We start from the raw sequence: 14,364 nt of genomic DNA, 5'->3' as shown, positions 1-14,364 counted from the left end.
GCCATCCTTCCTACGTGCGGCATGCTTTTATATATTAGAATAGGAGGCGTAAATAAATGAAACTGAACCTTGATAAAAACCTCTTAGATTTAAGAGGAAACCCACAAGACAAACTTCTATGTGAAATACTGGCTGACATTTTGGCAACATCAAGCACAAATAGACCAGCACAAACTATGGCTTGGGCATATGACCTAATAAAAAACGGTGAAATTGAAATCAACAGAGATGATGCTGCCTTTATTTCTGAACTCGTAAAAAGAAACCAGAGCTTTATTGATTTGGCAAAAGCTCAGCTGCTTGACGAAATAGAAAAGCTAAAAGATTGAAGGTGATGTAAATGCCCTTTTGGAACAACATAAACATATTTGCTAAGAAATCAAGAGACGGTCCCAAGAATACTCCTACTGGCAGACGAACCCAGGTAGGAAATGGCTACTTCTCTACCCTATCACCTCACCGTTCAAGGACGACAGACGTACTTAAAACTTTAAGGCGAATTCCTGATGAAGCTTCAGCTATAGAATTTCTTAAAAGAGTCAATCCTGATGTTTCGATGGCTGTTTGGAACTTTGTGAGAATGGCTAATCAGGGCAACGAAATGCAGTTTTTCTCTCTTGATAAAAAAACTAGGATTCTAAACCTTGAATCTGAATGGCGTGATTTCGCTGCCAGAATAAATGAGATAAGCAACTCTGGCCTTGATGGATTGATTGACCAATTGCATTATAGTGCTTACCTGTTAGGCGCAATGGGTGTTGAGGTTGAGGTTACCGCCGACAGGGAAGATATTTATGATGTTTACCCTGTAAAGCCACAAACTATCGAATGGGAATTGCTCGAGATTGAAGGTCGTAAAACTTGGGTTCCGTATCAATGGAATTTAACTGAAAAAGTTTATCTTGATAAAAAGCATGCCAACTTTATTTGGGTACCTTCAGATCCTGATATCGGTGATCCTCGAGGTACATTATCTATGTCACCTGTATTGCAGGCTATAGATTTTCAAATGCAGATATTCCAAGATTTACAGGCTGTCTTACACCATCAAGGGTACCCTAAAAACGACATATCAATTGCTCTTGAACAGATGATGGCTATATGCCCAGCACATATAAAAAATGATTCTGTAAAGCTTAACGAATGGTTGGATAGTCAATATAACAATATTGTAAAAATGCTTGAGAATATGCCACCTGATGCTGATTATGTTCACTTTGACGATATAAAAGTTAATATGAATCAAGGTGCTAATGCTTCAAGAAGCCTTGACGTTAGGGCTGTTAATGAATTGGTTGATATACAAACCCTTTCAGGTACCAAGCAGATGGCCATTTTTATGAACAGGAATCAGGGTGTCACAGAAAGTTGGGGTTCTGTCCAATTCAAAATCTTCTGCTCAGGTATTACTTCCTGTCAACGTGGCAGTAAAAGAACTGTTGAAGAAATTGCGAGACTCTGGCTTAGAGTAAAAGGTAAACAAGCAATTCCTATATTCAAGCATAACATTGTTGATTATCAATCCGAGGAACAGAGATTAAATGTTAAGCTCTTAGAACAACAGTATCATGTTATTGCTGTTTTGATGGGTTGGGAAACAAACGACCAAGCAGCTCAAGAAGTCATGAAGGCTGAAAAAGCAGTTGGGAAACCGTCCGAAAATATCAAAGCAAGTTTTAGTGTTAGGGGTGATGAAGTTGGAAATGACAAACATTCGGGGCTAAAATTTCAATCAGATGTATCCAAAACCGACATTAATTATTTGCCCTAAATGTGGTGGGTGCATGATGGACTACGCCCCAGGATTTCAATGTTATTCTTGTGGTTTTAAACAACCTCCTATTTTTGCGCAAACATCAACTCAAACAACGAAAGAAGGTGAAAAGTAAATGAGTAAATTCGGAGTACCAACTGAACAACAGTTGGCAAAAATAAATAAACTTGCAAAGCGAACCTTATCTTCTGATGAAGTTTTTGTTTTTTCCGGGAAGTCTGCTGGAGATTTGATGATACCAAACAGGTATATGAAGTTGAGCCCTGAGCTTCTTACGGTAATGGCTGACGACGCAAAAAAAGGCGTTTCCTTTATGCTTAACCATAACTGGAGTAATTGGGGTGGAATTCAGGCTGTTCCTTATGGCAAGGTATTTGACGGTACTGTTGAGGAGAGCACTGAGGAAGGCGAAACTGTCGCGTTGTTTTTAACAAAGTACATCGTTCGGGACAATGAAGTTATAGACGGTGTATCTGCTGATGCACTTATAAAGAAAATTGAGACTGGGGTATTATCAGATACATCTATTGGTTGGGGTACTGATACAATGGTTTGCTCCATTTGTGGAATGAATTATTACGGAGGTAAGTGCTCTCATTGGCGAGGGCAAAAATATGAGATGGCAGATGGTTCAACAAAGATTTGTACTGTTACAGCAATGCCTCCGTCAGTGATAATTCCATACAATAATAATGCCTTATATGAGGAATCTATTGTTTGGGATGGAGCTTATCCTGGTGCTGTTGTTACACAGGCAAAGCATGGGGATATCATAGAAACTCCAGCAGGCAACTTTACTATTATCCAGGAGAAAGAAGAGTTGCCAGAAGGTACACTCTTCCAGGGCTATTATCACAATGGTGATATAGTGACAATGGTTAAGAAATCAGACCCTAAAAAAGCGTTTACGATACCTGAAATACCTAAAGAAACACAGGGACAAAAGAATGGTAAAACAATTAAAACATTACTACATACTATTGAGGAAGGCGGTGAAAAACCAATGAATGAAAAGTTAAAGAAAATGCTTAAAACCTTTGGAATAGCCTACAAGGAGAGCGAAACAACATTTGAAGAGTTGTGTAATCAACTCGCAGAAAAGTGGTCCACTATTCCAGAAGTTGAACCAAAAGAAGGCAAAACTAATTCCTACATTACACAGGACCAGGTCAAAGAAAAACTTGGAAATGAGCTCTCTGCTGATGAAGTCCTTAACCTTGCTAAAGAAGGTATTGAGTACCGTAAGCAGTTGACTGATGATGCACTTGCTATGGGTGTTCGTGCCATGGGTAATGATTTTGCAAAGGAAACTTGGGAAAATACTTTTTCGGCCATGGGAACATTAGCAATTAAAGATATCATGAAAACATGGGAAACCCAAGCAAAGAACGCTATACCAGCAGGCAGACAAACTGACCCTGCAGCTGGTCAACTATCAACACAGCATTCTGCATTACCTGATGAGGCATTCAAAGTTGGTAAGTAAATGCAATATTCAATAAAAGTAAGCTTAGACCGCTCAAAAGGCGGTTATTTTAATGTTCAAAAATAGAAAGGATGTGTTGAAATGCCAAGAGGTGGAATTTCATTTGAAGGTATAGGATACCAAGGCGCTACATTTAAGGCTGGCGCTGGAATTAAAGCTTTAGTCTCAGGGGCAAATAGAAATGCTGTTGTTGGTCTTGCAGTTGGAATTAGTACCTCGCAGACCGTTGATTTAGGAACTGACGGGGACACAGTATTTGGTTTTATAGATAGTTATGAAACTGATGGACATTGTACTGTTCAGTTCAGAGGATTCAGAACCGACGTTCCTGTTAATGCAACAGCCCCAACAGTTGGTAAGATTGCTGCATTGGACGGTACAGGAAAGATAAAAGATAGTGCTACAACTGCAAAATTACGTAATCCGATTGTAATAGACGTTGACACTACAGCCGGCACCGCAACCGTATTTTTAGGTTAATTTGAGAGGAGATGATAAAATGCCAAAAATAGCATTGGCTGCACTTAATAGTGAACTGTATAAGCAGGCTCACTCAATGGAACTTACACTTTCGATGTACTTGGAAAGATTAGATCCATCAACAGATGGTACAAAGCTGGACGCATTTGAACGTCTAATGAAAGAAGCTCAAATATTGACTAAAGATATTCCGAGCAAGAACATTTTTTCTTCAAAAGTTGAAGCATTTTACAGAACCGAAGAAAACAAGGTACTCTTCCCCGAGTACATAGCTAGAACTTTGGTTCAATCAATGACAGAATTCCCTATTTACCAGTATCTTGTTGCCAAAAGAACTCCTATAGATAGTAATGTCTATAAAGCTTCTTATCTCGATTTGAATGATGCTTCAAATAAGAAGGCTACTGAAATGAAAAGAGTAACAGAAGCTGCAGACCTACCCGTAGCAAAATTAAAACTCGGAGAAAGTGCCATAACCCTGTACAAGTATGGCCGAGCTATTGAAGCTTCTTACGAAGCATTGAGGAGAATGAGTATTGATTTATTCAATATTCATATCAACCGGATCGGTGTTGACGCTGCAGATAATAAAATTGCTGAAATTTTATCCGTTATTAAAGATGGCGACGGTAATAGTAATGCAGCTCCGATTGTTAAATCAAGTGTGCTTGATAGTTCTGCAGGTTCAGCAGTTACTAAAAGTGCATGGATAAAATTCTTGTTAAAATTTTACCCATATGGATGCGATACCGTTGTTGCAAATGAAGATGGGTTGCTTCAAGTGCTTGAAGTTTTATATCCAAAATCGCAAGTTGCTGGAAAGATGGATGAATTGCTCGCAGGCGGTTTAAATGTTAAAACAACTCTTCCGCAGAATCTCGTGTCCAACGTTACGCTATTGTATAGCCCTAAAATTGAGAAAATCAATAACAAAGAAGCTATTTATGGGTTAAATCGTGGCAACACTATTGAAGAAATTTTTGAACTTGGCTCAACCATCAGTGAAGCTGATAAGTTTATTAAGAACCAAACTCAACTGCTCACCGTTTCAGAGAACAGCGGATTCAGGAAAATCTTTAAAGATACAAGCAAAATCATGACCATTGAATAAAGGGGGTGTTTCCCCTATGTCAAACAAAATTTTGACTACAGATGGCTGGGAAAAACGCATTCAAGACAAATTAGGCGTTGACCCGGTCTACTTGCCGAATGAGGCAATTAATCAACCGGATATAATTACAGTTGCAGAGGCGAACATAATAGCACAATTGCCCGATTACAGCATTCTTGAAGATAATGCAAGAGTTTATCTTGAGGCTGCTGTGGTTAGTGAGTGCAGCAGGCTTATATGTCCGTCTCTGCCTGCCCGGTTGCCCGCTAAAGAAAACGGTCCTCATGAAAGTCATGAGCTTAGCGTGGATTGGACTAAAAAACAAAAGGATTTCGAAGTCGAACGTGATGAGTATATCGGCAAAGTTATTGAACTTGCCTTCCCCGAAAAGCTAACTTCTAGCTTGATTCACTTTACCATAACAAAACCTCGGAGGTGGTAACATGTCCTATGCAGGGAACTTTTTAAAATCCCGTGGACAAGATTGCACTATTCTCCGGGATATACCTGTTATTTCAAAGGTGTCCATTAAACGTTCCACGAAATCAAGCCGTGACCTCGGATCTAGGGAGGCTTATTGGGAAGGGTTAATCCTTGCTGATGTTGGGCTTCAAAGTGGTGAGATTCTTTCTATCGACTCTAAAAAGTATCTTGTCCAAACGGTTAATCCAGATCCTGCTTCTAGAGAAGATGCTTTTTTCTGCGCGAAGTGCAATGCTGTTATTCAGCATAAGAGATATGTTGAGGATGTGGACGACAACAACAATTTGATTCAGGACTGGCAAACTCTTAATCCAGATGTACCTTGTTATGGTGAAATAATAACATACCGGCTTCGGCAGGAAGACCCTGGGTTGCTCGATAGTACAAAGTATACTTTTCAAGTTCCAAAGTCATTAGGAACTATTTTGCTTGATAGGTTTGTGTATGAGGATAAAAAGTATCAGGTCGTGAGTATCGACGACATTGGAATGACAGGAGTCTCCCGCATTCAGTGTGCTGACGATACAAGGCCATAAACAAAATTTGGAGGCGAAATTATGGAAACAAAGGAACTGTATGCGGAATACCTTGGCAAAGGTTATCATACCAAAATCCGCAAAAAGATATCTGTTGACGATGCGCTTCTTCCCGACAGAATTATTGATGCGGATGCTAATATCGGTGCAATGAAACAGCTTGTATCCCCTGCTATTGAAACTATGCAGAGATTCGGCAAGTTTGTTAACACAGAAAAGCAATACAAACAACTGCAAGATGCAGCGATTAATCTACTTTGTGGTGTTCTTTGTCTTGCTTTAAAGAGCCGCACTTCTGCCCCACCTTACAACACAAAAGAATATCAAAGGAATTGGGATAAGAAGCATAAGAAGTTTATACAGTATGGCAATTCTCAGTTAATGGAGCTGATGAAAATGGGCGGTGATTCCTTATGTATGAAATAATTCGTGTTAATGATGTTTCAAGACCGCTTTGCAAAAGGTTTGTTGGACACATTAATGTTGATTCGACTGACAAGGAGCTCGCCAAAGCCGCTATTTTATCTGCAACACAAAAAATTAAAAATTCTAGAATATATTCCTCAGAATCTACAAAGAAACGGTTCAATTGTCCAGCTCATGTTGTAAGGCTATATGTGTATGTTGACGGCAGGCCGTTTTGTCAAAGCATGTGGGTGGATAAAACATTTGCCGATGCACCATTGCCCAAACCGTTGAATTACAATGACTGGATCGGTGACATCGGAATTGTGTGGTGATTTTATGGGATAAGGTTTGATTCTGCTGGTTGCATTAAAGCATTGCGGATTGAACTTGTATCTGCAATGAAAGATTTGCAACAAGAGCTTCTTGCTGAAGCTAAACAAGGTATGCGTACTCCTGAAGGTGCGGAAAGTCTCCATGATGAAGAAGTCACTGATATTGCCAATGTGATTATCGCTGGAATATCTGGCGGTGCATGGGCGGCTATGGATGAATTTGGTACAGGAAGTGAAATGGATTTATTTAATCCTGCATTACCGGATTATATGCGAAGTAAGATGTGGAACCCGGCGAGGGGTAATGACACAACTATAAGAAGCAGGCCTAATGCACCAGGACAAATTGATATTTTCGGCAGACCTGTAAACGGGAAAGGCAAAGGTGGAGTTGACCTTGAAGCTTTAGGCGTTGTTGATGCACAGCCTCCCTCCCATGCTATTGAAACAGCTATGCGGTGGATGAGACATGGGCGCATGCGTGAGGTTATTCAGCAGACAGTAAAATCCTTTCCGTTTGCCAAATTCATTATTACTTCAAAAAAGTGAACCCCTTACGGGGTTATTTTTATGCCCTGAAAGGTGGTGGTATCTTTGTATAATCCTTCGCAAGACCTTACGGCAGTACAGGCAATTTTGAAGTCTGATTCAACCATACTTGCCTTACTTGATCTTTTCGGTGCAACACCTGTTAATATAGCAAAACGCATTATAAAGCGTAGTAAGTGGGATGATCTCGTTGGAAGTGATAAGCGATTGTGTGTTTACTTTCTCCCTGCTCGCAGAGTAAGGAACGAAAGTTTCTTCGAGGAAGTCATGGAAATTGATTGTCATGTCCCTGCTACTGAAGATTATAAGGCATGGCAAACACAGGAACAAATATTCAAGCTGCTTCACAAAAAAAAGGTCAATAATAGATATCTATATGCAGAGCCTCCACTTGGTGAACTCCCCACCATGTCGGGCTTTTTTTGTTGCGGGAGCAGATACAGATTTTATAGAAATCTTTGAAAGGAGTTGTTTAAATGCAACCAATTTATTTCTCAAAAGCTGGAAAACTCCAGCTAAATAAGTATGTTAATGGCATACCCGTAAGGAGTGCTACGACTTCATACTTCCGAAATGGTGCTGTGCAACAGATAACACCAAACATCACAATCAACGGTTCACCTATTGCGGATGGTAATAGCTTATGGAATGCCGCAAATCCTGATACTTCTATTGAAGGTACTCTTGCTGTCCAGCTTGGTTTTATGCCTCCTGAACTTTACGCCTTTATCATGGGCGACACTTCTGAGGAATTGACCAATACTCCATTTCCTGTTGTTGATGAAGAAATCACAATCCCAACAGAAGCACCTTACACTGTTAAGCTTAAACATACACCAATTGATGGCACTCTGATTGCTGTTGATAAGGATGCTAAACCTTGGACTAAAGCTGAATCTGCAGCAGAGCCTGGCAAATACTTTATCAATGCAGCAAACAAGGACACTCTTGAATTTGATGCTGATGATGCAGGAAAAGCTTTGTTTGTTTCTTACGATTATCTGGCAGCAAAAGCTACCCGTTTTGGACTTCCTAAGACTCCTGTCAGGCCGGCGTATCAGCTAGTTATCTCCACTGAAGCTACAGGCGAAGACGACTCCCTCTGTGAAGCAGCAGTTATCGTTGATAGATGTAAGGTTTTGGGCTCGATCAATCCCCCTCAACAGGGTGGCACTCCTCAGTCTGTAACCATCACATTTACAATCCTTAAACCTCGTGGTAACAACAGAGCTGTTGACTATACAATAACGCCTATCTCTGAATAAGGAGGAATAACCAATGAGTGATATAACTGAAAAGACTCCCGTCCCCTTCTCAGTAATGAATGGAGATGGTGAGTCTTTTGCTGTTGGAGAAAAAACGTATACCGTAAAACCAATGCTTGTGGGTGACGCATTGAAGTTCGCGGCCGATGGAGTTTCATTAGGTTCCCAAATATTTAACCTTGGAGACAAAAAATCTAAAGAAAAACTTGAAAAATATCTTTCTCAATATTGTGTCGACGAATCCGGAGAACCAATGACAATTGACAAAATAATTGTTGATAACTGGAATGTTGTACATCTGAAACTCTTTATAAGAAAGTTGGTTGATATATCGGGCTAACTATGGCCCCTTCTGATGCAAAAGAAGGGGCCGACAAACCACCTTCTACTGACTGGGGCGTGACGTTTGCTCGACTCCTAGATGCTGGACTTCGATATGATGAAATTCCTAAAAGAACGCTCCCACAGATTAAAGCCATACTTGGTGAGTGGAGCGAAATTAAGGTTAACATCCCGAATATTTTTGGGAGTACTCCTCCCCCTCCCGCCACACCGTCTCCAGACGGTAAACCTCCTAAAACAAGTCAATTTGCCGCTCTTGCCAGTATGTTTGGCGGAATCAATTAAAGTGTGGTGATACATGAATGGCAACAGATGATTCAATAGTTCGAATAATGGAATCCTTAGGTTTGGACTATAGTCCTGCAATTAATTCAACAATCAAATTTGAAAAGAACATTTCTGACCTTCAAGCTCAACTAATCGCTTTAAAATCTACTGCTGGACAGACAGCTAAAGATATAAACACTTCTTTTGCCGCAGAATTGGACAAATTCAAAACGCAGGGAATCGGCATTCCGGTTAAAGATATATCTCAATCAAAAGTTATCTTAGACCAATACGGAAACACATTAGTCGACATAGGTAAAAAGGCAGATGATGCAAAAAAAAGGCAGTCAAAACTAAACAAGGAATTGGCTGACCTTATTCATCTTCGAAAAACTCAACAGATTGATGCTCAAACCTTTGTTGACAAAGTATCTCCTTTCCGTACCAATACATCAGTGTGGGAATCGCTACAAAAGCAGGAGCAGGTAAAGCTGGTTAGTGAATTGACTAAAGCTGAAAAAGAGCATACCAGTGTTTTAAGTCGAAAACAAAATACCGAAAAGGCAATCAGTAAAGAAATAGAAAAGCAAAATCAACTTATATATAAGCAACTACAAGATGAAGAAAAGGCAAAAACAAAAAGCAGAACAAATAATATCCCTTCTTCTTCTTCAGTAAGTTCTGATAAAGAATTTGGCATTATAGATTCTGAAATTAAAAGGCGTGTAAGTTGGTTTGCAACAGGCGCAGGTTTCTACGGAATAATAAATGCAGGAAAAGAAGCTGTTCAGACTATTTCTGAAGTCGAAAGCGGAGTTACTGATATCGCCCGTGTTATGGAAGACAGCACATTCATTTTTAATGATTATAGAGACGAGTTGTTACAGTTTGGTGTAGATTATGGCCAGACTTTTGACGTTGTTCAAGATATTGCCTTAAGATGGGCCCAAGCTGGATACAATGTTTCAGATAGTCTGGAGAATACGAAAACTTCTCTGCTCGCCTTGAACACAGCTGAACTTGATGCGTCAAATGCTACTGAATCAATGATTGGTATTATGTCACAGTGGCAAATGACTTCAAAAGACCTTCCTCTGATGTTGGATAAAATCAATAAAACTGCAGACGACTTTACTGTTACCTCTCAAGATCTTGTTGATGGTTTACTTCGCTCTTCTGGTGCAGCTAAAATAATGGGGTTATCTCTCGACCAGACTATTTCTCTACTAACTGTTATGAGAGAAGCTTCTGGTCGTACTGGACGTGAAGTAGGTAATGCTCTTAACTCGATACTTTCTTATGTTCAAAGACCCAGTTCAATTAAAACATTTGAAAGTATGGGTATAAAAGTTTTTGCTGACAATGCCAGAACTCAATTTAGAAATGTCATGGACATTTTTCAGGATGTTTCAAGCAAATGGGATACTGTCGGCAAAGATATTCAGGAAGGTTTCCTGAAATCCGCAGATGATGCGGGTCTTTTCAGCGAAGAAATGGCAACTGCACTTGGAATGCAAGAGCGATGGAACGATTTACAGCAAAGAGATTTATCACAAGCCGCAGCTGGTGTTTATAGACGTAATTACTTTATAGGCATGATTGAGAGAATGTCAGGAGCTCAGGAAGTATTAAACAACATGACTGATGCAGCTGGATATTCCCAATCTGAAAATGCCCGGACAATGGAAACTCTATCAAAAAAATATCAATCCCTTACTGCACAGGCTCAAGAATTAGCTGTAGCAATTGGTGATTCCGGCGTGGAAGATTTCCTTAAAGGTTTAACCGATTTTGGCACCGAGGGATTGAGAGACATATCGGCAGTTGTAAAACAAATTGGGTTACTCCCTCCTGCACTTGCAACGGCATTAGCTACATTGTCTATGTTTAGAAAAGAAATGCAGATTTTTCAAGGAAAAACATCCGGCGTTTTTGGCTTAAATATTAATCAAGATTCTGCAATAGGTGGAATGAAGTCTCTGCTTAAGACGACTAAGGATTTTTATAATGTTCAGATGTCATTGGCAAGAACTCAAGGCATCACTAATGTGTCTACTTGGCAAAAGGTTGCTACAGGTGTTGGTTCATTTACAAGAGCTTTAAACATGGCAACAATCGCTTCAAAAGCCCTTGGCTTCGCTTTAAACACTGCTATAAATGTCGGGATAGGGATTGCAATTGGGTTAGCCGTTGAAGGTATTTATAAGCTAATCAATGCAGAGAAAGAATCCAAAGAGGTTTCAAAGCAAACATCTGAACAGTTTAAAGAACAGCAACAGGCTTTAATGCAGCTACGCCAGCAGTATATTGATATCGCATCAGCCGGTAACTTAACTGCTCAATCAAAAGCTGACTTAAAGAGTATCCAAGACCAACTTATTAAAACTTATGGACTTGAAGCCCAAGGACTGGATTTGGTAAACGGAAAATACCAAGAACAAATTAAGCTAATTGATGCAGCTACTGTAAAAAAAGCCAAAGAAACCATGGCTTCCATGGGAGCAAATGCAGATGATGCAAGAAATAAATTAAATCAAACCCATACTTACAAAATAGATTCATCTTTTTCAGATGAAATAAAGAATGCTATTTCAGGAATATCGGGTGTTGAATTAGAACATGATATTTTTAACACTACTCTTACAAGAGCTTTTAGAGGAACGTCTGACACTTTAAAGTTTACCGGTACAATAGAAGATACTGCAAACGCTCTTGAACAATTAATAATAAAATTGCAGGCAGTACCCAATAAAAATACTGCACTAATAAACACAATATCTGAACTATCAAACAAATTTAATAAGGTAAAAAAAGAAGCATCCGAAGCTCGTCAAACAATTGATACATATGCTCAAGCTAAAAATATAGTTGACTTCAATGACGCTTTAAAAGTTCAGATAGATAATTTTAACCAACTTAGTTCCGAAATGGCGAAGGCAGGAGATAAATCCGAATATGAAACAAAGCTTGAAAATTTAAAGAACCAGATGACCGAATCTGCCAAAGCCCAAGGAAAACTTACTGAATTTGCTCCGTTAATTGACGATTTGTTCTCCAAAATTTCCAGTGGCTCTCAGCATGCCAATGCCGATGTTAGTAGTTTGGATAACAATATAGATGCTTTTGGTACCAATATTGAGGATGTTATAAAATACATCAATAGTCTAGTTGGAGATATTAAATCTCTCAATCAAACAATATATAACCTCTCTCAAAACCAAAGTTTAAATGCAGAGCAAACCTATGATTTAATAGATAAATACCCTGAACTTGCTGACAACATAATAGCAACTGCCAATGGCTATAAAATTGAAGAATCAGCGTTAGAAGAATTAAGACTTGCAAAAATTGATGAACAGAAAGCAGCTCTGGACGCTGAGGCTGAAAAAACTAAAGCGACTTTAATCAGTACGTCAAACCGGTTAAGCCTATATAGTTCAGAAATAGAGGCAATTAAAGATTTGCAAAGCGCGCAATCGGTGTACAGCGGCTTGCAACTATCATATTCAAGTTTATCGTATGCTGATTACTCTCAGGTAAGAGCAGCATCTGGTCTTGATAACCCGTATGGGAGTGAGCAAGACTACAACGAAGCAATTAAAGCAGGCAAAAAAATACTTCAACTTGGTGAATTATACGAATCAATAGAAAAGAAGAAACAATTAATTAGTAGTAAAAAGTTCGGTGTTTCAACCTCATCCTCCAGTAGCGGCGGCAGAAAAGAAGGTAATAAGAGCTACGAAAACAAAGCGCTAGAGCAATCTTTAAAACTCCTCGAGCACCGAAAAAACATGTCAGAAGAAACTGTCGCATCAATTCAGGCTGAAATAAAAGAATTGAATAGGATTAATTCGGCATACGTTAAAACCGGTGATGAGAGGATGGATATAGAGGAACGTATCTACTCTGCTCAAAAAAGGCTGAAAGATAAAAAATTCAAGGATTCTACTGATTGGATTAATTATCAGAAAGAGCTTGGAAAGTTGTCTATTAAGCAGGAAATTGATGCATGGGAAAAAATCCTTAAGACACAAAAAGATAATAGCGAGGCAGTTAAACAGGCGACTATTAATCTGTATAAGCTCAAAACCCAACTTGCCGAAGAATCCGCACAAAAGGAAGAAAACAGTATTGAACATTGGGCGAAGCTTGGAATCTATAGTGTTCAGCAGCAGATTGATAAGTACAGAGAACTTTATAGAATTAAAGCTAAAGACCAAGCAGAAGAATACAAGCGTACCGAAAACCTATTCGATTTATATAAAGACCTTCTGAACGAGCAACAAAAATCAATCAAAGATGCATATGATGAACGTATTCAGCAAATTGAAGATGAAGCTAAGAAAAAGAAGGAAGCACAGCAGGCTATAATAGATGGTATTGAAGCTGAAGAAAAGGCCCTTGAACGCTTGGAAGGTGAACATGATTATTCAAACGAAATGGCAAACCTCCGTGAACAACTCGCATATTGGAGTGTCCGTACATCTGAAGAAGCTCGTAAAAATGTTGCTGACCTCAACAAACAGATTGCCGAAAAAGAGCACGATCATGAGGTCGAATTACAGAAGCAAACCCTTGAGGACAAAAAACAAACTGCTCAAGATGCAATTGATGCGATCGAAAAGGCTGCCAATGATGAAAAAGAGAAGTGGGAAACCTCATATAAACTAATCGAAAAGGCATTTGAGGAACATAGTATTGATATTGTTGCAAGGGCTGGCACTATGTCACAGCAAGCATATCAAAAATGGGTAGATAATTATCTCTCTCCATTGCAGAATGCATTAAAATCTGGGAACATTAATACCTTCGAAAAAGATTCGGGTAAATTTCAAGAATCTATTAACTCCCTCCCATCACATGATTGGGGAATGTCTGATAAAGATTATCAGGATTTTATTGCAAACGGGAAACAATGGGCGGCACTTCAAGCAAAAGGTTATAAAGAAGCAAATAATAAAGAAATGCAACAGCTTCATTCAGCGAACGATGATTTACGCAAAAAATACGGACAGGATCCTGCTTCAGGTGCATATCCTAAATTTCATTCAGGTGCTGAAACTCTCTCATATGGCTGGGCTTATTTCAAACCTGGAGAACTTGTATTTCCTCCCCATCTATCAGCTGATTTGAAAACTATAATCTCATATGCTCAAGCTGGTGCATTCAGACAAACAGGCGTACAATCCTCGACAACCGATAACCGTAGGCAGGTTCAACTCAACGGGCCATTATTGCATGTTGAGAATATGAACATGGAAGATAACGCCGACGAACAAAGTCTTGCTGGTGAATTGAAACGTGCAGTGGTTCGGATATAAATAATGAAAG

At 39.3% G+C, this 14,364-nt stretch carries 14 protein-coding genes; all 14 read left to right on the top strand.

Translation table 11 applies throughout. From position 1 onward, the window contains the following. The first annotated feature begins 56 nt into the window (after positions 1-56). The 14 genes from K412_RS0116840 to K412_RS0116765 all read left to right on the top strand — a co-directional run bounded on the left by K412_RS0116840 (position 57) and on the right by K412_RS0116765 (position 14,354). Entirely contained in the window at positions 57-329 is a 273-nt protein-coding gene (locus K412_RS0116840) for a hypothetical protein (RefSeq protein ID WP_024834166.1), read from the top strand. An 11-nt stretch (positions 330-340) separates the two neighbouring features. Further along, positions 341-1,771 carry a hypothetical protein gene (locus K412_RS0116835; protein ID WP_024834165.1) on the top strand — a complete coding sequence of 477 codons (1,431 nt, stop codon included), beginning with the start codon at positions 341-343 and terminating at the stop codon, positions 1,769-1,771. Between the two features lie 118 nt (positions 1,772-1,889). After that, positions 1,890-3,260 (top strand): hypothetical protein, encoded by a 1,371-nt coding sequence (locus K412_RS0116825; RefSeq protein WP_024834164.1) that lies wholly within the window; start codon positions 1,890-1,892, stop codon positions 3,258-3,260. A gap of 81 nt (positions 3,261-3,341) precedes the next feature. Further along, the gene (locus K412_RS0116820; protein WP_024834163.1) at positions 3,342-3,740 is read left to right on the top strand and encodes a hypothetical protein; all 399 of its coding nucleotides are present in this window, start codon (positions 3,342-3,344) and stop codon (positions 3,738-3,740) included. A gap of 19 nt (positions 3,741-3,759) precedes the next feature. Continuing rightward, positions 3,760-4,851: a phage major capsid protein gene (locus tag K412_RS0116815; RefSeq protein WP_024834162.1), complete on the top strand. Its 1,092-nt coding sequence runs from the start codon at positions 3,760-3,762 to the stop codon at positions 4,849-4,851. Between the two features lie 16 nt (positions 4,852-4,867). Beyond that, positions 4,868-5,293 (top strand): hypothetical protein, encoded by a 426-nt coding sequence (locus K412_RS0116810; RefSeq protein WP_024834161.1) that lies wholly within the window; start codon positions 4,868-4,870, stop codon positions 5,291-5,293. A 1-nt stretch (position 5,294) separates the two neighbouring features. Further along, on the top strand, positions 5,295-5,870 hold the full coding sequence (locus K412_RS0116805; RefSeq protein ID WP_024834160.1) for a hypothetical protein: 576 nt from the start codon (positions 5,295-5,297) through the stop codon (positions 5,868-5,870). A gap of 21 nt (positions 5,871-5,891) precedes the next feature. Then, positions 5,892-6,296 (top strand): hypothetical protein, encoded by a 405-nt coding sequence (locus tag K412_RS0116800; protein WP_024834159.1) that lies wholly within the window; start codon positions 5,892-5,894, stop codon positions 6,294-6,296. Then, positions 6,284-6,610: a hypothetical protein gene (locus K412_RS0116795; RefSeq protein ID WP_024834158.1), complete on the top strand. Its 327-nt coding sequence runs from the start codon at positions 6,284-6,286 to the stop codon at positions 6,608-6,610. The genes K412_RS0116800 and K412_RS0116795 overlap by 13 nt, the downstream gene beginning before the upstream one ends. A 42-nt stretch (positions 6,611-6,652) precedes the next feature. Beyond that, entirely contained in the window at positions 6,653-7,159 is a 507-nt protein-coding gene (locus tag K412_RS0116790; protein WP_024834157.1) for a hypothetical protein, read from the top strand. A 45-nt stretch (positions 7,160-7,204) separates the two neighbouring features. Beyond that, positions 7,205-7,621 (top strand): hypothetical protein, encoded by a 417-nt coding sequence (locus tag K412_RS0116785; RefSeq protein WP_024834156.1) that lies wholly within the window; start codon positions 7,205-7,207, stop codon positions 7,619-7,621. Positions 7,622-7,635: 14 nt separating this feature from the next. Next, positions 7,636-8,424 (top strand): hypothetical protein, encoded by a 789-nt coding sequence (locus K412_RS0116780; protein ID WP_024834155.1) that lies wholly within the window; start codon positions 7,636-7,638, stop codon positions 8,422-8,424. A gap of 13 nt (positions 8,425-8,437) precedes the next feature. Further along, the gene (locus tag K412_RS0116775; protein ID WP_024834154.1) at positions 8,438-8,764 is read left to right on the top strand and encodes a hypothetical protein; all 327 of its coding nucleotides are present in this window, start codon (positions 8,438-8,440) and stop codon (positions 8,762-8,764) included. A gap of 304 nt (positions 8,765-9,068) precedes the next feature. Next, complete coding sequence (locus K412_RS0116765) at positions 9,069-14,354, top strand: phage tail tape measure protein (protein WP_024834152.1); 5,286 nt, start codon at positions 9,069-9,071, stop codon at positions 14,352-14,354. Positions 14,355-14,364 lie beyond the last annotated feature (10 nt).

The organism is Ruminiclostridium josui JCM 17888 (assembly GCF_000526495.1).
Lineage (GTDB): Bacteria > Bacillota > Clostridia > Acetivibrionales > DSM-1351 > Ruminiclostridium > Ruminiclostridium josui.
Note: the sequence above shows the minus strand (reverse complement) of the source record. Positions and strands in the feature narration are given on the sequence as shown.